Annotated in this window: 28 protein-coding genes; 12 read left to right on the forward strand and 16 right to left on the reverse strand. The window is 72.3% G+C overall.

The genetic code is table 11. From position 1 onward, the window contains the following. Positions 1-53 precede the first annotated feature (53 nt). The 5 genes from IF09_RS0108335 to IF09_RS0108355 all read left to right on the forward strand — a co-directional run bounded on the left by IF09_RS0108335 (position 54) and on the right by IF09_RS0108355 (position 4,834). Entirely contained in the window at positions 54-338 is a 285-nt protein-coding gene (locus tag IF09_RS0108335; RefSeq protein WP_158709934.1) for a hypothetical protein, read from the forward strand. A 145-nt stretch (positions 339-483) separates the two neighbouring features. After that, positions 484-1,308: a CPBP family intramembrane glutamic endopeptidase gene (locus IF09_RS0108340; RefSeq protein WP_078613122.1), complete on the forward strand. Its 825-nt coding sequence runs from the start codon at positions 484-486 to the stop codon at positions 1,306-1,308. Positions 1,309-1,319: 11 nt separating this feature from the next. Next, positions 1,320-2,591, forward strand: a complete 1,272-nt coding sequence (locus tag IF09_RS0108345; protein WP_063607328.1) for a sensor histidine kinase — start codon at positions 1,320-1,322, stop codon at positions 2,589-2,591. After that, a complete protein-coding gene (locus IF09_RS0108350) occupies positions 2,555-3,199 on the forward strand; it encodes a response regulator transcription factor (RefSeq protein WP_030293510.1) in 645 nt (214 codons plus the stop codon). Before IF09_RS0108345 ends, IF09_RS0108350 begins: the two co-directional genes overlap by 37 nt. A gap of 147 nt (positions 3,200-3,346) precedes the next feature. Next, positions 3,347-4,834, forward strand: a complete 1,488-nt coding sequence (locus IF09_RS0108355) for a cellulose binding domain-containing protein (protein WP_030293512.1) — start codon at positions 3,347-3,349, stop codon at positions 4,832-4,834. 96 nt (positions 4,835-4,930) lie between these two features. Here IF09_RS0108355 and IF09_RS0108360 read toward each other — a convergent pair whose 3' ends face one another. Together IF09_RS0108360 and IF09_RS0108365 are read right to left on the reverse strand one after the other, a co-directional pair. After that, positions 4,931-5,143: a hypothetical protein gene (locus IF09_RS0108360; RefSeq protein WP_030293513.1), complete on the reverse strand. Its 213-nt coding sequence runs from the start codon at positions 5,141-5,143 to the stop codon at positions 4,931-4,933. 15 nt (positions 5,144-5,158) lie between these two features. Continuing rightward, a complete protein-coding gene (locus IF09_RS0108365) occupies positions 5,159-5,896 on the reverse strand; it encodes a VOC family protein (RefSeq protein WP_030293515.1) in 738 nt (245 codons plus the stop codon). Between the two features lie 265 nt (positions 5,897-6,161). On the opposite strand from IF09_RS0108365, the gene IF09_RS0108370 reads away from it, so the two are divergent. Continuing rightward, positions 6,162-7,358 carry an FUSC family protein gene (locus IF09_RS0108370; protein ID WP_030293516.1) on the forward strand — a complete coding sequence of 399 codons (1,197 nt, stop codon included), beginning with the start codon at positions 6,162-6,164 and terminating at the stop codon, positions 7,356-7,358. 315 nt (positions 7,359-7,673) lie between these two features. Here the strand turns inward: IF09_RS0108370 and IF09_RS46260 are convergent, their stop codons facing one another. The 5 genes from IF09_RS46260 to IF09_RS39995 form a co-directional block, all read right to left on the reverse strand. After that, on the reverse strand, positions 7,674-7,829 hold the full coding sequence (locus IF09_RS46260) for a DUF6131 family protein (protein WP_199920416.1): 156 nt from the start codon (positions 7,827-7,829) through the stop codon (positions 7,674-7,676). A 142-nt stretch (positions 7,830-7,971) separates the two neighbouring features. Beyond that, entirely contained in the window at positions 7,972-8,463 is a 492-nt protein-coding gene (locus IF09_RS0108380) for a flavin reductase family protein (RefSeq protein ID WP_030293518.1), read from the reverse strand. Next, positions 8,460-9,977, reverse strand: a complete 1,518-nt coding sequence (locus IF09_RS0108385) for an MFS transporter (RefSeq protein WP_051832220.1) — start codon at positions 9,975-9,977, stop codon at positions 8,460-8,462. Before IF09_RS0108385 ends, IF09_RS0108380 begins: the two co-directional genes overlap by 4 nt. 76 nt (positions 9,978-10,053) lie before the next feature. Beyond that, on the reverse strand, positions 10,054-10,443 hold the full coding sequence (locus tag IF09_RS0108390; protein ID WP_030293522.1) for a hypothetical protein: 390 nt from the start codon (positions 10,441-10,443) through the stop codon (positions 10,054-10,056). A 71-nt stretch (positions 10,444-10,514) separates the two neighbouring features. Then, entirely contained in the window at positions 10,515-11,546 is a 1,032-nt protein-coding gene (locus IF09_RS39995) for a hypothetical protein (RefSeq protein ID WP_051832221.1), read from the reverse strand. Positions 11,547-11,773: 227 nt separating this feature from the next. Between IF09_RS39995 and IF09_RS0108400 the strand changes: the two genes are divergently transcribed. Continuing rightward, the gene (locus IF09_RS0108400) at positions 11,774-12,763 is read left to right on the forward strand and encodes an LLM class F420-dependent oxidoreductase (protein WP_030293526.1); all 990 of its coding nucleotides are present in this window, start codon (positions 11,774-11,776) and stop codon (positions 12,761-12,763) included. Between the two features lie 89 nt (positions 12,764-12,852). Here the strand turns inward: IF09_RS0108400 and IF09_RS0108405 are convergent, their stop codons facing one another. Continuing rightward, positions 12,853-13,128: an isoamylase early set domain-containing protein gene (locus IF09_RS0108405; RefSeq protein ID WP_030293528.1), complete on the reverse strand. Its 276-nt coding sequence runs from the start codon at positions 13,126-13,128 to the stop codon at positions 12,853-12,855. 151 nt (positions 13,129-13,279) lie between these two features. Further along, positions 13,280-13,594, reverse strand: a complete 315-nt coding sequence (locus IF09_RS0108410; protein ID WP_030293529.1) for a helix-turn-helix transcriptional regulator — start codon at positions 13,592-13,594, stop codon at positions 13,280-13,282. Positions 13,595-13,780: 186 nt separating this feature from the next. Between IF09_RS0108410 and IF09_RS42700 the strand changes: the two genes are divergently transcribed. Continuing rightward, a complete protein-coding gene (locus IF09_RS42700) occupies positions 13,781-14,248 on the forward strand; it encodes an STAS domain-containing protein (protein ID WP_078613123.1) in 468 nt (155 codons plus the stop codon). Here the strand turns inward: IF09_RS42700 and IF09_RS0108420 are convergent. The 3 genes from IF09_RS0108420 to IF09_RS0108430 all read right to left on the reverse strand — a co-directional run bounded on the left by IF09_RS0108420 (position 14,196) and on the right by IF09_RS0108430 (position 16,430). Further along, positions 14,196-14,819, reverse strand: coding sequence for an ATP-binding protein (locus IF09_RS0108420; protein ID WP_234320917.1), 624 nt, complete (start codon positions 14,817-14,819; stop codon positions 14,196-14,198). The two genes, IF09_RS42700 and IF09_RS0108420, sit on opposite strands and share 53 nt — an antisense overlap. A gap of 19 nt (positions 14,820-14,838) precedes the next feature. Then, positions 14,839-15,225, reverse strand: a complete 387-nt coding sequence (locus tag IF09_RS0108425) for an STAS domain-containing protein (protein ID WP_030293535.1) — start codon at positions 15,223-15,225, stop codon at positions 14,839-14,841. 476 nt (positions 15,226-15,701) lie between these two features. Next, on the reverse strand, positions 15,702-16,430 hold the full coding sequence (locus IF09_RS0108430; protein ID WP_051832223.1) for an HAD family hydrolase: 729 nt from the start codon (positions 16,428-16,430) through the stop codon (positions 15,702-15,704). Positions 16,431-16,580: 150 nt separating this feature from the next. On the opposite strand from IF09_RS0108430, the gene IF09_RS0108435 reads away from it, so the two are divergent. Further along, positions 16,581-16,934 (forward strand): hypothetical protein, encoded by a 354-nt coding sequence (locus tag IF09_RS0108435; protein WP_030293540.1) that lies wholly within the window; start codon positions 16,581-16,583, stop codon positions 16,932-16,934. 83 nt (positions 16,935-17,017) lie between these two features. Here IF09_RS0108435 and IF09_RS0108440 read toward each other — a convergent pair whose 3' ends face one another. The 4 genes from IF09_RS0108440 to IF09_RS0108455 all read right to left on the reverse strand — a co-directional run bounded on the left by IF09_RS0108440 (position 17,018) and on the right by IF09_RS0108455 (position 20,999). After that, complete coding sequence (locus IF09_RS0108440; protein ID WP_030293542.1) at positions 17,018-18,439, reverse strand: NADP-dependent succinic semialdehyde dehydrogenase; 1,422 nt, start codon at positions 18,437-18,439, stop codon at positions 17,018-17,020. Between the two features lie 149 nt (positions 18,440-18,588). Beyond that, complete coding sequence (locus IF09_RS0108445; protein WP_030293544.1) at positions 18,589-19,170, reverse strand: hypothetical protein; 582 nt, start codon at positions 19,168-19,170, stop codon at positions 18,589-18,591. A 108-nt stretch (positions 19,171-19,278) separates the two neighbouring features. Beyond that, entirely contained in the window at positions 19,279-19,698 is a 420-nt protein-coding gene (locus IF09_RS0108450; RefSeq protein ID WP_234320918.1) for an Ig domain-containing protein, read from the reverse strand. 131 nt (positions 19,699-19,829) lie between these two features. Further along, complete coding sequence (locus IF09_RS0108455; RefSeq protein ID WP_051832224.1) at positions 19,830-20,999, reverse strand: aminotransferase class V-fold PLP-dependent enzyme; 1,170 nt, start codon at positions 20,997-20,999, stop codon at positions 19,830-19,832. Positions 21,000-21,267: 268 nt separating this feature from the next. Between IF09_RS0108455 and IF09_RS0108460 the strand changes: the two genes are divergently transcribed. The 3 genes from IF09_RS0108460 (at position 21,268) to IF09_RS0108470 (ending at position 26,229) form a co-directional block, all read left to right on the forward strand. Further along, complete coding sequence (locus IF09_RS0108460; RefSeq protein WP_078613125.1) at positions 21,268-22,050, forward strand: class I SAM-dependent methyltransferase; 783 nt, start codon at positions 21,268-21,270, stop codon at positions 22,048-22,050. A 17-nt stretch (positions 22,051-22,067) separates the two neighbouring features. Then, positions 22,068-24,908, forward strand: a complete 2,841-nt coding sequence (locus IF09_RS0108465; protein WP_030293560.1) for a glycosyl hydrolase 2 galactose-binding domain-containing protein — start codon at positions 22,068-22,070, stop codon at positions 24,906-24,908. Positions 24,909-25,125: 217 nt separating this feature from the next. Then, complete coding sequence (locus IF09_RS0108470; protein WP_030293567.1) at positions 25,126-26,229, forward strand: mechanosensitive ion channel family protein; 1,104 nt, start codon at positions 25,126-25,128, stop codon at positions 26,227-26,229. Positions 26,230-26,233 lie beyond the last annotated feature (4 nt).

Raw genomic sequence — 26,233 nt, forward strand, 5'->3', positions numbered from 1 at the left:
GCGTTCCTTCGCCATTCAACGCGGGCGGGTGATCCGAGCGCCAGGATCCCCTGATGACGAAAGTCTTACGTCCGCCGCAGGCCAGGCGGCTCGACGGCGAGCCGACGGCCGTCGATCCGGGCGTCGGGTGTGCCCCGTCATGGACTGCTTCCTTGATCGCGGGGGCAGCGGGCGCACTGTCCTACGGCGCCGCGGTCGCCATCCCGAACGGCTGGAGCGTGAAGGCGAGCCCCCAGGGCAAGGCGGGCGCTCTGCTGGTCGTCTCGTTCATCGCCACGGACAACGGTCCGACGTGCGCGAAGGCCTTCCAGGAAGACCTCGCCAAGAACGAGCAGTAGCCGCCCCCTCCCTCTCCCTCCTCCTGCGCCGCCGGTGGGGTGTATCTGGGTACACCCCGTCCGGCAACCAGGTGCAGTGGCTGCGGCCTCGGCTGAAGGCATCGTCGACGGCGTACCAGTTGGACCCCTGACGAAGGCTGAGGACATGGGGAACGCCGATGAACAGACCCTGGCGGGACCGGACGCGGAAGGTGCGCCACCCGTCGCCGGGCCGGGCGGCCGGATCACGGCGAAGGCGGCGGTGTTCCTCGCCGTCGCCTTCCTGGCGGCCGGCGCGCTGGGCGCCGCCCAGGCGGGGACGCCGATCCCCGCCGAGGTCGTCCAACTGACGCAGTTCGGACCGGCTCTAGGAGTCGCGGTCGTTGCGCTGCTCTGGCCGGGCGAGATCCGGAGCCTGCTCGCCGGGGCGGTGCGCGGCGGCGGACACCACGGCAGTCGCGGCGTCCTGCTGCTCGGCACCGCACCCCTGATCGTCGTTCTCTGTGCGACGGCGTACGGCGTCGCCACCGGAGACGTCCGGTTCACCGGCCCGAGCGCGCTGGGCAACCCGTTCGCCGTGATCGTGGTGGCGCAGTTCATCGGTGCGTGCGGCGAGGAGCTCGGCTGGCGCTGTCTGCTCCAGCCTCTGCTCCGTACGCGCTGCGGCCCGCTCGCGTCGTCGGTCACGGTGGGACTGCTGTGGGGCGTCTGGCACGTTCAGGTCTTCGCTCAGGACCCGGCGTACGCGGGGGCGTTCCTCGTGGCGACCGTGTCCCTTTCGGTGGTGCTGGGGTCGGCCCTGGAACGAGCCGGGGGGTCACGGCTGTTGCTCGCCGGAGTATTCCATATGCTGATCAACTTGGGCCTGTTGCTGTTCATGGACGAGGAATCAGGAGCTGTTCTCCCGATGGTGCTGTTTGCTCTGGCCGCTCTGGCGGCGGCCGCCGTGTGGGCCTTCGGAGCCGATCGAGCTGTGGGCCCGGCGCGTTGACGGAGGATGCGGTGGGGGCGCAGTCGGGCCCGCGGCCCTGGGCCGCCGTCGTGCGCTGCCAGCTGCTGAGCCTGCTCGCCCTCGCCGTGTCCTGCGTCGGCGGCCTCGTGGTGATCGCCCTGCTGCTCCTGCCGGTCGGAGCCGGGTTCCCGCTGCTGCCGCCCGCCGCGAAGGCACTGCGCGCCCTGTCCGACCGCTCCCGCCGGTGGGCCACCGGGTGGAGCGGCGTCCGGATCAGCCCGCCCGCGCCGTTGACCGTGGACCGCACCGCGTCCCGCCGCAGGCGGGTCGCGGCGGTCCTCGGCGACGAGGGGTTCTGGCGCGACCTCGTCTGGGCCTGGCTGGAGCCGCTGGTCGGCGGGCTGCTCGTGGCCGTTCCCCTCGCGCTCGTGGAGTACGGGGCGTTCGGCGCGCTGGTGCAGCCGCTGGTGTGGCGGCGGCTGGGTGACGGCAACTGGTATGCCTTCGTTCCGGTGCACAGCGCCCCGACGATGCTCGCCGCGCTGGCGCTGGGCCTCGCGTTCATCGCCGCCGGCGCGTACGGCGCACCCGCGGTGCTCCGGCTCCACGCGCGCTGGAGCCGGTCACTGCTGTCCGCACCGCGTACCACGGAACTCACCCGGCGCGTCGAGCAGTTGACCGATACGCGCACAGAGGCCCTGGACATCCAGGCGGCCGAGCTGCGCCGTATCGAACGGGATCTGCACGACGGCGCCCAGGCCCGCCTCGTCGCCCTGGGCATGGCACTGGACCGGGCGGCCCAGCTGATCGACACCGATCCGACCACCGCCCGCGGCCTGTTGAGGGACGGCCGGGAGACCTCCGCCCGGGCCCTGCAGGATCTGCGGGAGCTGGTCCGCGGCATCCATCCCCCGGTGCTGGCCGACCGCGGCCTCGGCGATGCCGTCCGGTCGCTGGCGCTCGACAGCTTCCTCGACGTCCACGTCGCCAACCGGCTGCCGGGCCGGCTGCCGGCACCGGTCGAGTCCGCCGCGTACTTCGCGGTGAACGAGCTGCTGGCCAACGCGGCGAAGCACTCCGGCGCCCGGCGCGTCAGCGTGCTCCTGGAACATCACGGGGGCACGCTGCTGCGGATCGCGGTCGTCGACGACGGCCGGGGCGGCGCGGACGACGGCGCCGGCGGCACCGGACTGCGCGGTGTCCGCCGCCGGTTGGGTACGTTCGACGGCATCCTCGTCCTGCACAGCCCGCAGGGCGGCCCGACCACCGTGACGATGGAGATTCCATGCGCGTTGTCCTCGCCGAAGACCTCTTCCTGCTGAGGGACGGGCTGGTACGCACGCTCCAGGAGCACGGTTGCGAGGTGGTGGCGGCCGTGGACAACGGCCCGGCGCTGCTGCGGGCGCTGCTGGACGAGGCGCCGGACGTCGCGGTGGTCGACGTACGGCTGCCGCCGACGTTCACCGACGAGGGTCTGCAGGCGGCACTGGAGGCGCGGCGCCGCCGCCCGGGCCTGCCCGTCCTCGTGCTGTCCCAGTACGTCGAGCAGCTCTACGCCAACGAGCTGCTGGCGGACGGAGCCGGGGCCATCGGGTATCTGCTCAAGGACCGGGTGACCGACACCGGGCAGTTCGTCGACGCGGTCCGCCGTGTCGCGGCCGGCGGTACGGCCATGGACCCGCAGGTCATCGCGAAGCTGGTGGCGCGCAGTGACGCCCGCGGGCTGACGGACGGGCTGACGCAGCGGGAGCACGACGTCCTGGAGCTGATGGCCGAGGGCCGGTCGAACGCGGCGATAGCCGGCGGGCTGCACATCAGCGAGAGCGCCGTGGCCAAGCACACGGCCGGCATCTTCGCGAAACTCCGGATCGCGCCGTCGCCAGACGACAACCGCCGGGTGCTGGCCGTGTTGGCCCACCTGAAACGGTGAGCACCGGGACGTGGTCATTAACCCTCCCCGATCCGTTCCTTAAGCCGGCCTCAAGAACGCGGGAGCGGGGCCCGAACCGCACGTTTGTCCGTTTTCCGGTCGCTAGCGTGCTGCTCGAACCTCATCCCCGCACAGAGGCAGGTCCTCATGGCTGGCAATTCCCATCGCCGTACGACGAGCGCCAAGGCGAAGGCTGCCGCGGCAGTGGCCGTCGCGGCGGCCGTCGGGGGCACCGCACTGGTGCTGACCGGTACCGCACAGGCAGCATCGGTCGGCGCGACCTTCACCAAGTCGAGCAGCTGGAACACCGGCTACACCGGGCAGTACGTGATCACCAACCGCAGCGGCGGGACGCTCAAGGACTGGACCCTCGAGTTCGACCTCCCGGCCGGCACGGCCCTCTCCTCCCTGTGGAACGGCGAACACACCGTCAACGGGCAGCATGTGACGGTCAAGCCGCCCCGGTGGGACACGGCCGGTCTCACGGCCGGCGGCTCGCTCACCGTCGGGTTCGTGACCAGCACGAGCGGGAGCCCGGGCAGCCCGACGGGGTGCCTGATCAACAAGGAGAAGTGTTCCCCGGCCACCGGGCCGACGCCCAGCCCCAGCGGCCGTCCCACCACCGCGCCGACGGCCTCCGCCTCGCCCAGCTCGAAGCCGACGGCCGCCCCCACCGCAACGGCGACGGCGACGGCCACTGCGAAGCCGACCCCGACCGTGCCCCCGGGCGGCGGCACCACCACGTCGGCCGGGTTCGCGCCGTATGTGGACACCTCGCTCTACCCGGCCTTCGATCTCCTGGACACGGCGGCCAAGACCGGCGTGAAGGAGTTCAACCTCGCCTTCATCACCTCCGGCGGCGGCTGTTCCCCGCTGTGGGGCGGTGTCACGGCCCTGGGAGACGACCGGGTCGCCTCCCAGATAGCCGGACTGCGCGCCCAGGGCGGGGACGTCCGGGTGTCGTTCGGCGGTGCGGCCGGCTCCGAACTGGGCCTGGCGTGCGCCTCACCCGCCGACCTCGCCGCCGCCTACGGCAAGGTGGTGGACGCGTACAAGCTGACCAAGGTGGACTTCGACATCGAGGGCGCGGCCCTGCCCGACACGGCGGCGAACACCCGGCGCGCGCAGGCCATCGCGCAGCTGCAGAAGTCGCATCCCGGACTCGACGTCTCGTTCACCCTGCCCGTGATGCCCGAGGGGCTCACACAGCCGGGCGTCGACCTGATCGCCCATGCCAAGCAGAACGGTGTGGCGGTCTCGGCCGTCAACATCATGGCGATGGACTACGGACCGGCGTACAGCGGCGACATGGGCGGCTACGCCATCCAGGCCGCCACCGCGACGCAGGCACAGATCAAGGGCGTACTGGGCCTGAGCGACGCGGCGGCGTGGAAGACGGTGGCCGTCACGCCGATGATCGGCGTCAACGACGTCTCCAGCGAGGTCTTCAAGGTGGACGACGCCACCCAGCTCGTGGAGTTCGCCCGGTCCAAGGGCCTCGGCTGGCTCGCGATGTGGTCCGGCGCCCGTGACAAGCAGTGCCCCGGCGGCGCGAAGAACTCCGCCGACGCGACGTGCTCGTCCATCGTCCAGGAACCCCTCGCCTTCACGAAGGCCTTCGCCGCCCGCGGCTGAGGCGGCAGCGGCCGGCCCGGGTACGCCGTCCGGAGCGAGGGTGGCGACCTGCTCGGCGAGCGCCGGGCGGTCCGGGACGGCAGTCGAGGCGCAGCGCTAGGCGGTGTCTCCGGTGACGCGCTTGGCCGCTTCGCTCTCGGCAGCCGGCGGTGACAGCTCGGAGAGGGTGTCGAGCGCGTGATCGTCCCGCAGTTCCGCCTCCCAGGCGGCCGCCAGTTCCTCCTGCCGCTCGCGGGGCATCTGCTCGATCTCCTCCCGGCGGGCCGGGCTCAGGGCCTTCAGGAACCGCGAGAGCTCATCCATCTGCATCGTTCTCCTCCTTCGTCAAACGGGCTTGTCCGGGGCCGTGACCACCGTGAAGAGGCCGCCGTCCGGGTCACTCAGGGTGATCCGGCGCCCCGCGGCCGTGGTGTGGACCGGTGAGACGGTGCGGCCGCCGAGCCGGACGGCGGTTTCCACGGCGGCTTCAAGGTCGGACACGTGGAAGTGGACGTGCCAGCGCGGCCGGACCTGCGGATCCGGGGCCTCTTCAATGGCTCCGCCGCTGATCAGGGCCACGGTGTCGCGGCCGCGGCGGACGACGACGTGGCCGTGCTCGTACGAGACGTCGCAGCAGCCGGGGCGCTCACAGGCCCAGTCGAGCACCTCGCCGTAGAAGACGGCCGCGGCGAAGGCGTCGCGGGTGCGCAGCTCGAGCCATCCGGCGGCGCCGCCGGGATGCGCCGTCCAGTCCGGGATCACCTCGCCCTGCCAGAAGCCGAAGACCGCGCCGTCGGGGTCGGCCGCGAGCGCGGCGCGCCCGGTCCCGAAAGCCAGCGGGCCCACCGCCATCGTGGCGCCGCGCTCGCGCACCCGGGCGGCGGTGTCGTCCGCGTCATCGACGGCGAAGTACGGGGTCCATGCCACCGGAACACCGAGCCGTGGGGCGAGCGCACCGATTCCGGCGACCGGTGCGCCGTCCTGCAGCGCGACGGAGAATCCCTCGCCGAGGCGGGTCGGGCGGAACCTCCAGCCCAGTACGGCGCCGTAGAACTGATGGGCGGAATCGAGATCGCGGGCCATCAGGGTGACCCAGCACGGCGCGCCGAAGACCTCGTGGCTTGACGTCGACAACGGCACCGACCTCCCTCGACCTCCCCCGATCCACACTAGCCCGGGGCCGGGTGACCGGCTCCGAGGCTGGGCCACCCGTGTCTCGGCCGAGACTGCCGCCGGAAAACAACGTACGGCGTACGGGGTACGGACGCGGCGAACGGCCGCACATCCGGACGTGCCTTCTTGATCCCTGTGACGCGTGGTGCAGGCGAGTCCGGGAAGGAAGGCACGTATGCCGGAAGTCATCGTCACCGTACGCTCGCTCGTCCGCCGCCATCGGGAGCCCGCCGTCGTTCAGGCCCTCCGGTCGACGGCGGCGGCCGTGGTGTCCTACGTCGTCGCGCTCTGGCTCAGCAGCGAGCCGGCGCCCCTGACCGCACCCCTGACGGCGCTGCTCGTCGTACAGGTGACCCTCTACACCACCCTGACCACCGGCATCCGGCGGGTGAACTCGGTCGTCGCGGGGGTCCTGGTCGCCATCGGGTTCAGCGCCCTCGTCGGCCTCACCTGGTGGAGCCTGGGCCTGGTCATCCTCACCTCGCTGGTCGTGGGCCATCTGGTGCGGGTCGACGAGTTCGTCCCCGAGGTCGCGATCAGCGCGATGCTGGTGCTCGGGGTGACACAGGTGGCGGCCACCGCCTGGGACCGCGTACTGGAGACGCTGATCGGGGCCGTCGTGGGGCTCCTGTTCAACCTCTTCCTCGCACCGCCCGTATGGGTGGCGCCGGCGAGCGAGGCGATCACTTCGCTGGCGGGCCGCATGCGCAACCTGCTGATGCACCTGGGCGACGAGCTGGACCAGCACACGCCGGTGGAGCAGGCTGCAGCACGGCTGCACGAGGCACGGCGGCTCGACAACGACATCGCGCACGTGGACTCGGCGCTGCGGCAGGCCGAGGACAGCCTGCGCCTCAATCCCCGGGTGAAGGAGGCACTGCTCTTCCGCCTCGTGCTCCGTACGGGACTCGACACGCTGGAGATCTGCGCCGTGGTCCTGCGGGTCTGCTGCCGCACGCTGACCGACCTGGCCAAGACGCGCACGGACGGCCCGCTCTTCTCGGACCACCTCGCGCAGGCGCTGCGGGAACTGTTCGGGCACATGGCGATGGCGCTCGAGCACTTCGCCGTACTGATCACCGCGCAGATCACCGCCAGTGCGGAGGAGGCGGAGGGCCGGCTGACGCAGGAGCTCGCGGCGGCGCGGATCAGCCGCGAACGGGCCGCGCGCCTGCTGCAGGAGGAGGCGCGCTCACGGCCGGGGACGTGGCAGTTGTACGGTGCCCTGCTCGCGGAAGCCGACCGGGTACTGGACGAACTGGGGGTGGAGAAGCGCTCCGAACGGCTGGTGGAGGAGCTCGACCGGCACTCGCGCACGGCCCGCACACGGCGCCCGCAGCTCCAGCGCCTGTGGCGGGGCGGCGCGGGCTGACGGCACCACGGCACCGGCGCGCAGTGGTGGACGAAGCGGGCCGAGACCTGGCGCGGCCGGCGCCACCGCCGTCTGCGGGTTCCGCTGCCCATGCGCTTCTCCCGCTCGCTGGGCGTGCGGCCGGCCGTTCCGGGCCGGGCCTGCGATCGACACTGCCTCCGCAACGGCCGCCCGGTCCCGGCGGCAGCCCCACTCCCCCGCATGGCGCAGCGACTTCGCCGCGCGCCCGTCATGGCGCATCCCCGGCAGGGCGGATGCCCTGCCGGGGACCACGCGCTTGGGCGGGGCCCTCACGGGGGTCCGCACGGGCCGTCGTCACCAGTAGTGGTTACGGCCTCCCACCGCGTGCCCGACAGCGCCGAGCAGCCAGAGGATGAGGCCCACCACGACGAGAATCAGGCCGATCGTCCACAGAATCGAGATTCCGGTGACGAATCCTATGATCAGTAGGATCACTCCGAGGATAATCACGACAACCTCCCAGGGCCCCGGTACCTGAGTGGACCAGGACACCCTGCGTGTACCATCAATGCCGCATTTCATGCCTCGGCGGCGCCCGCAATTGGGTCCGGGAGCGCAGGCCCCGGTGCCGTCCGCCGCGCTCGCCGCGCCCTCAGGCAGGGTGACCGGGCTCGAGGTCCTTGACGTCGCGGTACCGCAGCAGGACGGGGACGCCTTCGACCGGCGGGGACTGCTCGGTCGGCGCCAGGAGGAAGCCCATGTGATCGCCGCCTTCGACATGCCGCTCGATGCGGCCCACGAACCAGGCGCAGGCGTCGGTGAGCACGGGACTGCCGTCCGTGCTGGGCTGCCAGGCGACCGACCGGAACTTGTCCACCCGGTCACCGGTCTCGCCACCGAACAGCTCGGCCAGCGCCTGCTGGTCACGGCGCATCACGTGCACGGCGAGGTGTGAGGCGCGGCGGGCGACCCGGTACGTGTGGTTGAGCGTGGACAGCCACACCATGAACCGCGGCGGGTGGATCGAGCACTGCGAGGCGAAGCCCACGAGGCAACCCGCCACCTCGCCGCCGGCCGCCGCCGTGACCACGTACACGGGCCCGTCGAGTACGTCGGTGACCGAGTTCGGCTCCGTCTCCGTCATGTCCCGTACCTCCCGCCCTCGCGTGCTCGCCCGGCGCGCATCAGGCGGTCTGACCGCTCGGGACGGCGCACCGACAGGGGTGTCGCGATCTGCTCCAGAGACCGGCCTTCGGCGGCCACCGCGTAGAAGACGGCGACCACTCCGGCGGCGACCATCAGCGCGGCGCCGATGCAGAACGCGAGGACCGCGTCGCCGACCACCCCGCTGGAGGTGAGCTCGGCGAAGATCAGCGGCCCGGAGATGCCGCCGGCCGCCGTTCCGATCGCGTAGAAGAAGGCGATGGCCATGGCCCGCGTCTCCATCGGAAAGATCTCGCTGACCGTCAGGTACGCCGAACTCGCCCCGGCCGAGGCGAAGAAGAGCACCACGCACCAGCAGGCCGTCATGGTGACTGCGGTCAGCTTTCCGGCCCCGAAGAGCCAGGCGGTGCCGAGGAGCAGCAGCCCGGACAGGACGTACGTACCGGCGATCATCGGGCGGCGGCCGACCGTGTCGAAGAGCCGGCCGAGCAGCAGCGGGCCGAGGAAGTTCCCGAAGGCGACGACGGCGAAGTAGTAGCCGGTGACCCCGCTGGAGACGTCGAAGAACCGGATCAGGATGCTGCCGAACCCGAAGGTGATGGCGTTGTAGAGGAAGGCCTGGCCGATGAAGAGGGACAGGCCGAGGACGGCGCGGCGGGGATAGGAGCGGAAGACCGTCTTCGCGATCAGGCCGAATCCGATGCTGAGGCGCTGTGTGACCGTGATGGACTCGCCTACGTCGGGCAGGGGCCGGCCCTTCTCCGCCGCCACCCGTCGTTCGACGTCGGCGACGAGTTGCTCGGCCTCCTCCGCCCTGCCGTGGAGGAACATCCAGCGCGGGCTCTCCGGCACGTGGCGGCGGACGAGCAGGATCACCAGGCCCAGGACGACGCCGAGGGCGAAGGTGAGCCGCCAGCCGATCGACGGAGGGAAGACGTCGGTGTCGAGGGCGAGTACGGACAGCAGTGCGCCGGCCACGGCGCCGAGCCAGAAGCTTCCGTTGATGATGAGGTCGACGCGACCGCGGTACTTGCTGGGGATGAGCTCGTCGACGGCGGAGTTGACGGCCGCGTACTCACCGCCGATGCCGAAGCCGGTGAGGAAGCGGAAGAGGAAGAACCACCAGGCGGAGAACGACAGGGCGGTCAGGGCCGTCGCCGCCAGGTAGACGCCGAGGGTGACCAGGAAGAGCCGCTTGCGGCCGAACAGGTCCGTCAGCCGCCCGAAGACCAGCGCTCCCGAACACGCACCGGCCACGTACAGCGCCGCCGCGAGGCCGGTGACCTGGGCGTCGGTGATGGCGAGGCCGCTGTCGTCCTCGGAGAGCCGGCCGGCGATGCTTCCGACGACGGTGACTTCGAGGCCGTCCAGGATCCATACGGTGCCCAGCCCGATCACGATCATCCAGTGCCACCGCGACCAGGGCAGCCGGTCCAAGCGCGCCGGGACCTTGGTGGTGATGGTCCCCGTCTCCCGTTCCTCCAGCTCAGGCATGTGTGTGCGCTTGCCCGCCGGGCACGGGCACAAACGGGGCCGTCCGAGCGACGGGCCGCTGCCCGCGCCGCGGGGCTCAGGGTTCGGAGTAGCTGAAGTCCCCCATCGTCCAAGCGCTGACGTCCTTGATGGCGATCCGGTACATGCCACCGGTCTCGGGGATGCCCACGGTGCCCTGGAGGATCCTGGCGACGTGGAAGTGCAGGTAGGAGGGGGGATGAGGTGCGCTGCGCAGGGGGACGTCCGTCCCCTCGGTCCCTTCGGCGTCCATGAAGAGGCCCGCGAACGGACCGAGCCGGTCCGAATCCGCCAGGACTTCGGCCACCCTCCGCCGCCATGCGCTCTCGGGGGCGAGGCGGCCGGTGATGACGGCGCCCTGCACGAGCACGGTCAACGACATCTGATTGGTCTGCTGCGACTCCACCGCGGCGGCGATGGCAACGAGCAGGTCGTCAGGCTTCGACATGGGCAGGAATGCTACAAGGTCTGCCCTGCAACCCGGGCGTGTCCCCGAGTGCGCCGGGGCGGGGCGCGGCGTCAGCCGCTGAAGCCGACGTGCACGTGGTCGTGGTGCGTGTCATCGGAGAAGAACTGGTTCGGCGTGGCTCCGCCCGAAAGGCGTACCGGGCCGCCGACGTTGTACGAGCCCGCGGCCGCAGCCGAGCGCATGAATGCGGTGATCAGGCTGCGCGGCGTCGCGGGGTCGACGACGGCATGCCCGTCGATGCCCCAGACGTCGAAGGCCCGGCCGACCGGGTGGTCGCTCGGCCGGCTCGTGCCGAACACGTTGAGCGGGTGCCCCGACCGGACCACGCTGACCGACACCCGGTACTTCTCGGCGAGCCGGAGCATCGCGCGCAGCACGCTCTCGTGCACCGCCCCGCTGCGGATGTCCGCGGCCGAGTCGGGCGGCAGCTCGATCCGGGGCTGGGCGAGCACCGCCCGCGCCGAGGCGCCGAGCGGCGCGGCGGGCCCCGGGCGGCCGGGGTGCAGAGCGGTGACGGCCCAGCCCGCGCGGGTCCGGCCGAGCCGGACGTCGACGGTGGTTCCGCCCTGGCGCACGACCCCGCCGGTACGGGTGGTCTGGGCGCAGGGGATCAGCACGCTCGCGGTGTCCGGCAGGAGGCCGCCGTACTGTGCGTCGATCACCCGGACGACGGCTTGGTCCGCCGGGGGCGTCAGCGGGCCCGCTTCGGCGGCGAGCCGGGCGGCCAGGGGTCGGGCGATGCCGAGCGCCGCGGCCCGCTGCGCCGCGTTGCGCGGGCCGCCTTGGCCCGGCGGCCAGGTCCCGAGCGCCTCGACGAGCCGTACGGCGGCGAGTTTGACCGCGGGTTCGATCTCGCCCCGACCCGGCCGCCAGGGAACCGGGGCCGCAAGACCCGCCGAGGGCGCGGGCGAGGCCGATGCACGCGCGGCCTCGGCAAGCGTGGCACGCCGCGGAGCGGGAGACGCTTCCGTACCCGGTGAGCAGCCTGCCGCACCGGCGCACCAGGCGGCCGTGCCCAGCAGCAGCGAACGGCGTCCGAAGCCCTCGGACGGGGTCTCGCGGATCGCGGGCGGCAGGACCATGACCGGCTCCTCGGACATCCGGGGTGGCGGGACGCGGCGGCCGGGTCACCCGACCACCACAGGCAACTTCGCACTCCCACGGCGGTCCGGGTCCGTTCCGTCCGGCCCGCCCCGGTCATCTCCCTCCTTCGGGGGACCGACGTCCTGCATCTGCCCACGGTCCGTGATCGCACGTCCGCCGGGCGACCGGCAGGTTTCGCGGGCTCCAGACCGGTAAGGCGCAGCACATGGTGCGATTCGGATACACGATGATGACCGAGCAGGCCGGCCCCCGGGAGCTGGTGGACCACGTGGTCGGTGCCGAACGCGCGGGGTTCGACTTCGCCGTCATCTCCGACCACTACTCCCCCTGGCTCGACGCTCAGGGCCACTCCCCCTACGCGTGGAGCGTCCTCGGAGCGGCGGCGCAGGCCACGACGGCCATCCCGCTGATGACGTACGTGACGTGCCCGACGGTGCGCTACCACCCGGCCGTCGTGGCGCAGAAGGCGGCGACCGTGCACCTGCTGTCCGAGGGACGCTTCCGGCTGGGCCTGGGCTCCGGTGAGAACCTCAACGAGCACGTCGTCGGCCCCGGGTGGCCGGCCGCGCACATCCGCCTGGAGATGCTGGAGGAGGCCGTGGAGATCATCCGCGAACTCTTCGGCGGGGGCTCCGTGAACCACCACGGACGGTACTTCGACGTCGAGAACGCCCGTCTGTGGGACCTGCCCGACGAGCCGCCTCCCATCGGCGTCGCGGTCTCCGGCGGCCGCTCCTGCGAGCTGGCGGGCAGGGTCGCCGATCTGGCGATCGCCATCGATCCCGAGAGGGAACTCCTGGAGGCCTTCGACCGATCGGGCGGCGCCGGGAAGCCGAAGGTCGGCCAACTCGCCGTCTGCTACGACGTCGACCGGGACACGGCCGTCAAGCGCGCCCACGAGCAGTTCCGCTGGTCACTGGGCGGCTGGCGCGTCAACGCGGAGCTGCCGGGGCCCGCCGCGTTCGAGCAGGCGTCGCGGTGCGTCCGCCCGGAGGACGTCGCCGAGTCGATCCCGTGCGGGGAGGACGTGAACGTCTTCGTCGACGCCGTCCGCCCGTTCGTGGACGCCGGCTTCACAGAGGTGGCGCTCGTGCAGGTGGGCGGGGCGCACCAGTACCCCTTCCTCGAGTGGGCCGAGGCCACCCTGCTCCCCGCGCTGCGCGCGATGCGCCCGGCCGCCACAGCAGCGCATTGACTTCCCGCCTCCCGGGCACCGGCGTGGTGCCGGGAGGCGTTCGCGTCTTCCCGGGTCCGATCGGGAAGACGGGTCTCAGAACTACGGCCTCAGGTGTGGAGGCGGCCGTTGATGCCGTCGTGGGCGTCTGCGTGCGCGTCATCGAACCAGTAATCGCCGGCTGCCAGGTACCGGAAGGAATGCACCTGCTTGGCCGACAGTTTGACGGTGACGGCGCGTGAGCCGTCGGCGCGCGGAGTCAGCGTGTGCGTACCCGGCTTCCAGTCGTTGAAGTCGCCGACGACGCTGACCGGGCCGGGCGGTTCGTCGCCCGGTAGCACGAACGTCACTTCGGTACGGTCCTTGCGCAGCTTGCGTTCGAGCATGAACAGGCCTCCCACGAAGACACGGACGGGCATGGAGCCCGGTCCATCGTGTCGCCCGCGGGGTTCCACACCCGGCAACACGGCCGCCGCACCACCCGTGTGGCTGCTCCCGGCCTTCCCGGGGCCGCTCCGGCTCCGGCCGCCGGACCCGCTATCGCCTCGCCGGGGACATGTCCTCGGCGAGCAGGTCGAGCAGGCCCGCGACCCCGTGGCCGGCCTCGGCGGGGTGCCGGAACATCGCTCCCTCAGCGATCTCGTACCGATTGCGCCGGCCGTCGCGCGAGCGGCTCAGGTACCCGTCCGCTTCCAGGTCGGCGACGATCGCCTGGACGGTCCGCTCGGTGAGCCCGCAGGTGGCCGCGACGTCGCGCAGCCGCACTCCGGGGTCCCGCGAGATGGCGACGAGGACCCGTGCATGGTTGGTCAGGAACGTCCACGTGGGGCGGCGCTCTGAGCTGCTTTCCATGTCTCCATCATGCGCCCGTCCATTCGCGTATGACAAGTCGCGTAAGGCATGTCGTGTAAGGGGAAACGCGTGACAGAAGACCTGCAAGAGAAGACGCGAAATATTTTTCCCGTATTTCTTGACGCATGACGGAACGCGGCGGACGATCGAGATGACAGCGATACGACTGGGCCAAGGGAGACGGAGATGTCCCCAGCTCGGCAAGGCGCAGCGACGGTACGGTCGGAAGAAGCCCTCTCGACCGTCCGCGTGGAACCGGACGGCGCGGGCGGCGCGGTGATCGTCCTCGCCGGAGAAATCGACCAGGACTGTGCCGCGGAAGTCCAGGACGTCCTGCTCTCCGCCTTGGGCGCCTATCCCGCAGGGGTGGTGCTCGATCTGGCTGCCGTGACCTTCTGCGACTGCTCGTGCCTGAACGTCCTGCTGCATGCCCGGCTGAGGGCAGGTGTGGATCGCGACCGGCGTTTCCAGATCCGGAGCATGAGTGCCCGGGTGGCGCGACTGCTCGCCCTGACCGGCACTCTCGCGTATTTCCCCAATGGCGACGGGCCCCGGCCGCATCCCGACGGCGACGGTCCCGCGCCGTCTCCGGCCGTGGCGGTCAGCTCCCGCGCCGGGGCCCCGGATGCCCGTTGGGGTGGGCTCCGTCGCTGAACCGGCATGGCCGCGGTGGCATGCCGGCCGGCCGTGTGCCCTGCGACCGTGCGGAGGCCGACACCCTCCGGGAACGTGAGGCGTGCAGGATGCGGACCGGGACCGGCGCCGTCACCTCGGCCCAGACGGACTTCCCGCCCTCCCGGGGCGTCACCCCCCAGCGCCGGGCGAGCCGGTTCATCACCATCAGGCCGTGCCCGCCGGGCAGTCCCAGAGCCGTCGGCGGCCGGGGCTGCGGGAGCGCGTGGCTCACGTCGCTCACCTCTATGCGCAGGTCCCCGGCTCGCCAGGGAGAGGCCTCCGGGGCGCCGAGACCGAGCCGGAGGACGAGTTCGGTGGGCCCGCCCGCATGCAGGGCGGCATTGGTCACCATCTCGGACACCAGCAACAGGACGTCCTCGGCGGCGGCGTCCCGCTCCTCGTCCGTGAGCCCGGTGAGCCGCGCCGGTCCGGGCCAGGCCCAGTCCTCGAGAGCGCTGCGGCAGAAGTCGCGGCAGCGCCCCACCACCTTCCCTGCGCCGTACAGGCCGAGCCGCCTGATCCGGCCTTCTGACGCCATCGGCTCGCTCATCACCCGCTCCGACCCGGCTTCACGGCCTCGTCCGTCCGGTCAGTTCTGCCGGCAGCTCTGCGTGCACGGTGAACAGGGCCCTCGCCCCCGTGATGTCGAACATGCGGGCCACCACGGGCCGTAGCGCGGCGAGCTCCAGCACACTGCGGGCCTCTCCCGCCTCCAGTCGTCCCCGCAACAAGATGTTGAGGCCGGTCGAATCGCAGAACGTCAGCCGGCCGCAGTCGACGACGATCCGCTCGGCGCCCTGTGCCAGCGCCTGTCCCAGGGCCTCGACGAGCGGTTCCGGACCGTCGTGGTCCAGCTCCCCCACCAGGGTGACGACCGCCGTGTGTCCACTCCAGCGGACGTCCGCCGCGCAACGCGGCGCCGCGCCACCGCCCGTGCCGTACACATCTGCTGCCATGCGGTACTCCGGTTCCGCTCCGTACGCCGTGCAGCCGGTCCTCATAGCCTTCTTCCCGGTCAGCCCGCCCGCATTCACCCTGGGCCCGGCCCGGGACACGGGCCAACACGGCGCGAGCTTCACGGCGGGCACGCGAAGCCGTCACCTCCCGCGTGAGGCGTCAGGTGACGGGCTCCGGGGCGGGCGCCGGGCCGGGCAGGGGTCCGGGCCGGGGTGCGGGTCCGGCGGCGGAACGGGCGCCGGCGGATCGGGCTCGGGCTGCGGCGGGGCCGGCGGCACCGGGCCGGGTCCGCCCGGGGCGGGAACGGGCCCCGGCAGCGGGCCGGGCACCGGACCGGGGCCCGGGCCGGGCGCCGGTGTGGGACTCGGCGGTACGGGGTCGTTCGGCGGCGTGCCCGTGCCGACCCACCGGGTTTGACGGAAGGTGTGGCTCCGCCGCGACTGCCCCCGCCGGGCCCGGCGGGTGGGGGTGTGCATCATCGTGCGTGGTCCCCTTCCGGGGAGCGAGCGGTGCCCGTACGGGCCGGTTCCCTGCCGAAGGGGCTCTGCTCGAGCCGGTCGAGGAGGTCGGACGGGTCCCGGTACACGGCAGAGGCGCCTGCTTCTTCGAGGTCGAGGCGCGGGATCCCGCCGCAGAGCAGGCCCACGCACGTGACCTCGGCCCGGGTGCCGGCCTTCATGTCCCATACCGTGTCGCCGACGAACACGGAGCGGTGCGCCGGCGCGCCGGCGAGTTCGAGGGCGTGGTGCACGGGATCGGGTGCCGGCTTGCCCTCTTCCACGTCGTCGGAGCTCGCGGTGGCGGTGATGGCATCGTCGGCGTCGACGGCCCGCCTGAGCGCATCGAGCTCGGCGCTTCCGGCCGAGGTGACGAGGACGACGCGCCAGCCCCGCCGGTCGAGGGTGCGCAGCAGTTCGTCCGCCGCGTCAAGCCGGGGCAGGCGGTCGAAATACGTCCCGTAGAGAGTGTCGTGCGCGGCGCTGAGCGCGGCGTCCTCGCTCCTGTCCCGGCCTTCGCCCAGCAGATGGGCGAGGAGGTCCTCGCCCGGCAGGCCGATCGCCCGGTGGATGGCGTGCATCGGCACGCTGTGTCCCGCCTGCCTGAGCGCCTCCCACCAGGACGCGATGTGCAGGTGATTGGTGTCTGCGAGCGTCCCGTCCACATCGAACAGCGCGGCGCGGTTCTCACGGTCTACGCGGCTCATACGCGTCCTCCTTCACCGCGGGGAACACAGGCCGCGCCTACCCCCTGGAGCGCCCCGCATGCGCGGCGGTGGAACGGTGTGGTGTGGACCGGAACGGGCTGGGCAGGCGCCCCCGGGAACCCCGTCCCAGGGACGAAGGAGTGAACCACGATGATCAACGTGTGGATCTACCGCGAGACGACGGGACGCCTGACCGGAACCGACATGACCGGTTACAAGGTCGAGGCGCTCGACGGCAGCATCGGCAAGGTCGACAAGCACTCCGACGAGGTCGCCGCCTCGTACGTCGTCGTGGACACCGGCCCGTGGATCTTCGGCAAGCACGTACTGCTGCCGGCCGGCACCGTCACCCGCATCGACATGGACGAGGAGAGGATCTACGTCGGCCTCACCAAGGACCAGATCAAGTCCGCCCCGGAGTTCGACAAGGAGAAGCACCTCGAGGATGCGGACTACCACCGCGTGCTGGGCGGCTACTACGAGAGCTTCTCGCACCGGGCCTGAGCCGGCGGCCGCGGGCGGCCGCCCTCGGCCCGGCCGCGGGCGGTCGCCGCCGGGCCGAACCCCGCGGGCCCGGGCGACACCCCCTAGGAGCCGCTGCCGGGCTCGACGGCGTGCCATACCGTCGTGGCGTTGCAGAACTCGCGGATGCCGTGGCCCGACAGCTCGCGTCCGTAACCCGAGCGCTTCACGCCGCCGAAGGGCAGTGCCGGGTGGGAGGCGGTCATGCCGTTGAAGAAGATCCCGCCGGCCTCGATGTCCCGTACGAAGCGCTCCTGCTCGGCCTCGTCCCGGGTCCATACGTTCGAACTCAGGCCGAACGGGCTGTCGTTGGCGAGCTCCACCGCCTCGTCGAGGTCCTGCACCCGGTACACGGTGGCCACCGGGCCGAACGCCTCCTCGCGGTGGATCCGCATCTCGGGGGTGATTCCGGTGAGCACGGTCGGTTCGTAGAACCAGCCCCCCGCCAGGTCGTCCGGCATGCCCTTCGGCCGCCCCCCGCCGCACAGCGCGGTGGCTCCGCGGCGTACGGCGTCCTCCACGAGCTCCTCGACGTCGGCCCGGCCCTGCTGGGTGGCGAGCGGACCGACCTCCGTGGATTCCGACATCGGGTCGCCGACGATCAGCGCGGCCATCCGGGCCGTGAAGCTGCGGGTGAACTCTTCGTGGACACCGGCGTGGACGATGAAGCGCTTGGCCGCGATGCAGGACTGCCCGTTGTTCTGCACCCGGGCCGTGACGGCGACCGCTGCGGCCCGTTCGACGTCGGCCGACGGCATCACCACGAACGGGTCGCTGCCGCCCAGCTCCAGGACGGTCTTCTTCACCTCGTCACCGGCGATCGCGGCGACGGACCGGCCGGCCGGCTCGCTGCCGGTGAGGGTCGCCGCCGCCACCCTGGGGTCGCGGAGGATGCCCTCGACGGCGCGGGAGGACACCAGCAGCGTCTGGAACGCCCCGTCGGGGAAACCGGCGCGCCGGAAGAGGTCGCCCAGGTACAGCGCGGTCTGCGGCACGTTCGAGGCGTGCTTGAGCAGCCCCGCGTTGCCCGCCATCAGCGCGGGCGCCGCGAAGCGGACGACCTGCCAGAGGGGGAAGTTCCAGGGCATCACCGCGAGGACCACGCCGAGGGGGCGGTAGTGGACCCGGGCGCGGGAGGCGCCGGCGTCCGCCACCTCCGCCTGGGCGGGGTGCTCGTCGGCCAGCAGCTCCTCGGCGTTGCGGGCGTACCAGCGCATGGCCTTCGCGCACTTGGCCGCTTCCGCCCGGGCGGCGGCCAGCGGCTTGCCCATCTCGAGCGTCATCGTACGGGCGATCTCGTCCTGGTCCTGGTCGAGCAGGTCGGCCGCACGGTCGAGGAGGCGGGCGCGCTCGGCGAACCCCGTCGTGCGGTAGCTCCGGAAAGCCGAATCGGCGGCCGCCAGGCGCTGCTCGATCTGCTCGGCCCCCAGCTCGTCGAACGTCTTGAGCGTCTCGCCGTTCGCGGGGTTGACGGTTGCGATGGGCACGTCAGGCTCTCCTCGTCCTCGATGCGTCGCATCGGACCGTACCGGGCCTGCCCCGTCCGCCCGGGACGGCGCCGTGGCGTGTCAGTACGGGAAGCGGATTCACTCGATCGCCGAAGCCACCGGTGGGTCTGCCCGAGCCGTTGCCCGGCCTACGCGTCCGGGCCGCGCCTGGCAGCGGCCAGCAGCGTGCTCGTGGCGAGCAGGGCCACGGCCCACGATCCGGCCGTCCAGGGTGAGTTCTCGCCCTCCAGGGCCGGGGACGCCCGGTGCCGGGCGTCGTAGGCGACCCGCACCTCCGCACCCGTGCCGGCGATGCGCCGGTCGTCCCTGAGCTCATCGGGGTAGCCGCCGGGGCAGTCCAGCACGTGGCGGTACACGGTCTTCTCCGCCGGAGCGCCTTCTCCGGCGGATGCCTGCACCTTGGCCTGGACCTCGCGCACGACGCACAGGGCGACCTCCCCGCGCGAGGCGGCCTGATCCGCGGCCGTCACGGTCAGCAGCAGCCCCAGGGCCAGGAAGAGCGCCCCGAAGAGACTGCCGTTCCCGCGCACGAGCGCGAAGTACGCCGCCGAGGCGCCGACGACGAGCACCGCTCCGCCCGCCAACGCGACCGTGCCGGACGGCGCCGAGGTGCCGCCGTAGCACCAGTGGGCCCAGGCGTACACGGCCGTGGCCGCCATGACGGGCACCAGCGCGGGGAGCCGCCACGCCTGCGGTTCCGCTCCTGACATGAACACCCCCTCCCCCGGTGGGACGCCGGCGCGGCACCGATGGTTCGCGGGCGGGGCGCGGCGTGCGCCGGCCGCCCCGCCCGCGACGGGGTTCTCAGGGCCGGCGGGTCAGCAGCGCGGGCAGGCGTCGCGGATCACGCGCCAGGTGAACGTGGTGAAGCCCGTGGCGCCCTTCGCATCCTTGACGGTGACCGTCACGGTGCGGGTGCCGCTGGTGCGCGTCACGCCGGAGATCAGCCCGGTCGACGAGTTGACCGACAGGCCGGGCGGCAGATTGGCTGCCGACCAGGTGTACGGGGTCGTGCCGCCTCCGGCGGTCATCTGCAGCCGGACGCTGTCGTACTGGTAGTTGACCTGGTTGCCGGGGAAGCCCACCACCGGTGCTGCGGCCACGGAACTGACCGCAGGTGCGGTGGGCTGCACGGCGGCAACCGCCACCGAGGAGCCGACGGGGGCGGCCAGGACGGCCGCCAAGCCCACGGCCAGGGCCGCTAATCGACGCGGGACACGCTTGCTGGATCTCAACATGACCTCCGAACTCGCTTGTGTGGAAGCTGTGTTCAAAGTGCGATGGGACATCGGAATCCTACGCACGGGCATGCGATTTCCTCTAGAACGCCGCGGAGGCCGGTTCCGGCCGACTGGCTCGGCTGCAGGCGTCAAGGCCGGTTCAGCGCGGCGTCCAGCGCAGTGAGCAGCTGGTCGATGTCGGCGCCGGTGGTGTGGAGGTGCGGGCTGATGCGGATGGCCGGGCCCCGGGCCCCGACGAACACGTTCGCCTCCTCCAGCGCGGCCACCACGCGCTGCTGGAGCCCCTCGGGGACCGTGATGCCGAGCATGTGCGGGCCCCGAGGGGCCGGGACGGGCAGGCCCCGCTCGCGGGCCGCCGAGGCGATCCGGGCCGTGGTCGCCGCCAGGGTGACGGCGATGCGGGGGACGGTCCAGGCCGAGATCTGTTCGAGTGCGGCGGTGGCCATCGGGGTGAGCTCGAAGGCGGTGCGCGCGCCCACGTCGAAGCGGCGGGCGCCGGGCTGGTACTCGGTGCGGTAGTCGACGAGCCGTGCGAAGTCCTGGGAGTCCTTGCGCAGGATCCAGTTCTCCTCCAGCGGCCGCCCCTCCTGGTGTTCCGGAGCCACGTACAGGTAACCGAGCCCGAAAGGGCCGAGGAGCCACTTGTAGCCGACGCTGACGAGGTAGTCGGGCTGCAGCGTGCGCATGTCGATCGGGATCGCCCCGGCGGACTGGCTGGCGTCGACGACCAGGGCGGCGCCCGCGGCCCGGGTGGCCTCGGCGATCCGGTCCAGGTCGAGCAGGGCGCCGTCGGTCCAGTGCACCCGGGGGACCGAGACCACGGCCACGCCGTCGTCGTGGGCGGCGAGTGCGCCGAGGACGGCCTCGGTCCAGGTGCGGCCGGGCTCCCGGTCCACGGTGAGCATCGAGGCCCCCGTACGCTCGGCGAACCGCCACCAGGTGTAGATCCCGGACGGGTACTCGCCGGCGAGGACCAGGACCCGGCTGCCGGCCGGCGCCGTCAGGTTGGCGGCGGCCACCGCGAGGCCGTAGCTGGTCGCCGGTACGAGGGCGATGTCGTCCGCGGCTGCCCCGATGAGCTCCGCGAACAGCGTTCTGCGCTGCTCGGCCCCGCTGAACCAGTCGGCTCCGTGGATCCGCCACGGCTGCGCGCGCTTGAGGAGGGCGCCCTCGCCCGCGATGAGGCTGCTGCGCAGGGTCGGTGCCAGGCTCGCGGTGTTGAAGTAGGCGGTGCCCTCGGGGATGTCGAACAGCTCACGGGCATTGGGGAGCAGCTCGCTGCCGACAGGCGAGGTCATGTCATGCCTTTCGAGACGTGGGGCTCCACGGAGCCGGGCCGGGGCCGGAGTCCACCACACTGCCCGGCCTCCGGGGCCGGAAACACCAGCCGCCCCGGCGGAACGGCTCACTCGCCCCACTTGGCCGACCGTCGTACACGGCCGGAGCGGATCGGCCGGCGGTTCCGGTCCCGCGGCCCTGAGCCTTCCGGTCCCGTGGCCCTGAGCCGCGTACGGGACGGGCGCGCCGCTGCCGTCGCCCGGCCCGCCGGGCCGATAGTGGGGAGCTGTGAGCAACGCGTCAGAGGAACACGTGCAAGGGGGCGGCGCCTGGTCCGGGCCTGCCGGGGCAGAGGCGTTCGCGGCGGTGGAGGCGGCCACGGACTGGCTGCTCGGCTATCCGTTCGTGTTCGAGGCCCTGTCCCGCCCCCGGATCGGCACGGACGGGGTGCTCGTGGACTACGGCTGCGGGCCCGGACGGGTGGCCGACCGGGCGGCGCGCTTGCTGGGCGCGCGGGTGCTGGGGGTGGACACGTCCGCCGAGATGCTGGCGCTGGCCCGGAGCACGGCGACGGAGGTGGCGGAGTTCCACCTGGTCAGGGACGGCCGGGTGACCGGCCTGTCCGACGGGTCCGCGGACGCGGTGATGTGCAACCACGTCCTGGCCTCGCTCCCGACCGAGGAGGCCGTGCTCGCGGTGCTCGCCGAGATCCGCCGCCTGCTGCGGCCCGGGGCCCCGCTCGTGCTGCTGACCACCGACCCCGCCTGTACGGAGCTGGAGTACGCCTCGCTGCGCGTGGGCACGGCGGGGGCCGCGTACCGGCCGGGCGACGAGATGCCGCTACGGCTGCGCCGCACCGATGGTTCCTGGCAGGAGGTACGCAACCACGCCTGGCCCGTGGACCTGCTTCCGGCCCTGCTGGAACGCGCCCGCTTCCGCGATGTCACCCAGCGCCGGCCGACTGTCGACGAGGCGCTGTCCGTCGCCGACCCGGCTCTCGTGCAGCGGTACCCGTGGGCCGCGGAGCGGGCCGAACCGCCGCTGGTGATCACCTCCGCCCTAGCCGCCTGAGCCTCCCGGAGACCACTGTGTTCCCCTCTCCTGTCCGTGTTGTTCGCGTTCTTCGGGTTGCCCGGTGGGAAACCCGGGTCCTGGCCGTGCTCGGCCTGTTGGGTGCGCTCGTCGCGGGTGCTCCTGCCGCGGCTCCCTCCCCCCGTCCGGCGCACGTACGGGCGGTGACCGCCGTCCCCGCGGCGGCGGGAAGCGCCACGCCCCTGTCCGGGTACGCCATCCGGTCGACGGCCCAGGTCTCCGACGCGGCGGCCGCCGTCTCGGCCCCGGGCTACCTGACGACGGGCTGGTATCCGGCCGGGCCGCGTTCCACCGTACTGGCCGCCCTGGTCGCGGACGGCAAGCACCCCGACCCGTTCTACTCCACCAACCAGCAGCGCATCCCGGCCGCCGACTTCACCGTGCCGTGGTGGTTCCGCGCCGAGTTCACCGTCGAGGACACGTCCTCGCGTACGTACCTGGACTTCAGCGGGGTGGTCTCCGCGGCGGACGTGTTCGTCAACGGCCGACAGGTCGCCACCGCGTCCGAGGTCGTCGGCGCGTACACCCGTCACGAGCTCGACGTCACCGGCCTGGTGACGGCGGGCGCCAATGCGGTGGCCTTCCGGATCCAGCCCAACAACCCCCGCAAGAACCTGACCATGGGCTGGCTCGACTGGCTGCAGCCGCCGCCGGACGAGAACATGGGCATCGTCCGCGACGTGCTCGTACGGCGCGGCGGACCCGTCGCCCTGCGCGATGCTCACGTGGTCACCAGCCTGGCCATGCCGTCCCTGGCCTCAGCGGACGTGACCGTCAAGGCGCAGGTGCGCAACGACTCGGCCGAGGCGGTCACCGCCACCCTCTCCGGGACCATCGGCGCCACCGACCCCACCGGACCCACCGGACCTGCCGGACCCACCGGCACCGGCGTCGCCTTCCGCCGGGAGGTGTCCCTGCGCGCCCACGAGACGAAGACGGTGGCCTTCGCCCCGGCCGACACGCCCCGGCTGCACCTCGACTCGCCGCGCGTGTGGTGGCCCGCCGGGATGGGCGCGCAGGAGCTGTACGCGCTCGACCTGACGGTGACGGTGCCCGGGGCCGGTGCCCCGTCCGCGGCCGGGTCCGGGTCCGGGACCGTGTCCGACCGCTCCCGCCACGGCTTCGGCATCCGCAGCGTGCAGGCCCCGCTCAACAAGGACGGGGCCCGGCAGTACTCCGTCAACGGCCGGCCGCTGCTGATCCGGGGCGCCGGCTGGTCCCCCGACCAGCTGCTGCGCTGGGACCGGACCTACACCGAGGACCGGCTGGCGTACGCACGCGACCTCGGCCTCAACACCCTGCGCCTGGAGGGGCACCTCGAACCGGACGAGTTCTTCGACCTCGCCGACCGGTACGGGATCCTCACCCTGCCGGGCTGGCAGTGCTGCACCAAGTGGGAGGGCGAGGTCAACGGCACCGAGGCCGGGGAGAGCTGGACCACCGCCGACTACCCGGTCGCCAAGGCCTCCATGGCGGCCGAGGCCGCGCGCCTGCGCGATCACCCCAGCGTCGTCTCCTTCCTCATCGGCAGCGATTTCGCCCCGGACGCGGAGATCGAGAGGGGCTACCTCGACGCGCTGAAGGCCGCCGACTGGCCCACCCCGGTGATCCCCGCAGCCTCCGCCAAGTCGGCGCCGCTCAGCGGCCCTTCGGGGATGCGGATGCCCGGCCCCTACGACTGGGAGCCGCCCGGCTACTGGTACGACAAGCGCGAGGGCGGAGCCACCGGCTTCAACTCCGAGACCAGCGCCGGCCCCGACGTCCCCACGCTCGACACCCTGCGCCGCATGATGTCCCCCGCCGAGCTCACCGCCCTCTGGAAGGACCCGGCCGCGCCGCAGTACCACCGCTCCCCCTCCCGCACCTACGCCACGCTCAAGCTGTACGACGATGCGCTGACCGCCCGGTACGGCGCCCCCCGCAGCCTCGAGGACTACGTCGCGAAGGCGCAGCTCGCCCAGTACGAGAACGTCCGCGCGCAGTTCGAGGCGTACGCGCGCAACGCCACGGACGCCTCGAAGCCGTCGACGGGGGTCATCTACTGGATGTTCAACAGCGGCTGGACCTCGCTGCACTGGCAGCTCGTGGACCGCTTCCTCGACCAGGGCGGCGCCTACTACGGCGCGAAGAAGGCGAACGAGCCGCTGCACATCCAGTACTCGTACGACGACCGCACGGTGGCCGTCGTCAACCGCCGCGCGGCGGCGGTGTCGGGACTGACCGCGCGGATCTCCCTCTTCAACACGGACGGGACGCAGAAGTACGACCGGACCGTGACCGGACTCGGCGTCGGAGGGGACGGCGCGAAGACCACCGCGCTGACCCTTCCGGCCTCGGTGGAGGGGCTGTCCACCACCCATCTCGCGCGGCTGGTCCTGACGGACGCCGCCGGCCGCGAGGTGAGCCGCAACGTGTACTGGCTCTCGACCCGCCGGGACGTCCTCGACTACGGCCAGAGCGACTGGTACCACACCCCGGCGACCGCCTACGCCGATCTCACCCGGCTGAGGTCCATGGCGCAGGCCTCCGTGGCCGCCACCGCGACGACGGCCGTGGACAGCGATGCGCCGGCGACCTCCACGACCACCGTCACGGTACGCAACACCGGCGGCGGGAACACGCCGGCGCTGCTCACCGACCTGCATCTGGTGGACGGCAAGGACGTCCCCGTTCTGCCCGTCCAGTGGTCCGACAATCAGATCAGCCTCTGGCCCGGTGAGTCGGCGACCGTGACGGCGACGTACCGTACCGCCGATCTGCGCGGTTCCGCGCCCCGGATCAGGATCTCGGGCTGGAACACGCCGACGGCCACGGTCCCGGCCGCAGCACGCCGGTAGGCCCGTCGCCCGGGCCGGGGGGCGGACCACGGCCCGGCTGCAGCGGTCCCCCGGCCCATGGGGCAGGATGGCAGCCCGTTCCGGAATGCGTACACGCGCCCGAACGAGGCTCCATGCACGACAAACTGACAGGTGACAAGGTGACGACACACCTCATACGACGACCCGCAGCGCCCGTCGCCGCTCCCCCGGTCCGGCGCGAAGCGGAGGGCGTCCGTTGAACCGGGAACTCGTCCTGCACGACTGGCTGGTGGCCGGGATCGCGGTCGCCGCGGGCGCCCTGGCCGGACTGCTGCTGCGCGCCCTGGTGCGCTGGCTGGGGCGGCACGCCGAGCGGACCCGCTGGAGCGGGGACGACATCATCGTCGACGCGCTGCGCACGCTCGCCCCCTGGGCGGCGGTCATCGCCGGCGTCGCGGTGGCCGCCTCGACCCTGCCGCTCCACGCACGGATCCTGGGCTTCGTGAACCAGTCCCTGACCGCCCTGATCATCCTCATCGCCACGCTCAGCGCCGCCCGGGTCATCTCCGGGCTCGTCCAGTCGGTGGCGGGGGCGCGGACCGGAGTGGCCGGATCGGCGACCATCTTCGTGAACATCACGCGCATCGTGGTGCTCGTGATGGGTGTGCTCGTCGCGCTCGAGACCATGGGCGTGTCCATCGCGCCGCTGGTCACGGCCCTCGGCGTAGGCGGTCTGGCGGTGGCCCTGGCCCTGCAGGACACACTCGCCAACCTCTTCGCGGGCGTTCACATCCTCGCCTCGAAGACCGTGCAGCCCGGTGACTACATCCGCCTCAGCAGTGGTGAGGAGGGTTACGTCGTCGACATCAACTGGCGCAACACCGTGGTCCGCAACCTGTCGAACAACCTGGTGATCATCCCCAACGGGCGTCTCGCGCGGACGAACATGACCAACTTCACGCAACCCGAGCAGCAGCTGTCGATCCTGGTCCAGGTGGGTGTGGGCTACGAGAGCGATCTGGAGCAGGTCGAGCGGGTGACCCTCGAGGTGGTCGACGGCGTGATGGCCGACATCAACGGCGCGGTCCCCGACCACGAAGGGGCCGTCCGGTTCCACACGTTCGCGGACTCCAGGATCAACTTCACGGTGATCCTGGGCGTCGGCGAGTTCAGCGACCAGTACCGGATCAAGCACGAGTTCATCAAGCGCCTGCACCAGCGCTTCCGGGTGGAGGGCATCTCGATCCCCGCCCCCACCCGCACGGTCGCACTCCACCGCGACGAGCTCCTGGCGTCGACGCCTCCCCCGGTCCCGCACCAGCGCGAGGCTCCGACGCGTTCACCCGCCACCACCGGCTGACCCG

Origin of the sequence: Streptomyces katrae (assembly GCF_000717655.1) — a bacterium.
GTDB classification, from domain to species: Bacteria; Actinomycetota; Actinomycetes; order Streptomycetales; family Streptomycetaceae; genus Streptomyces; species Streptomyces katrae_B.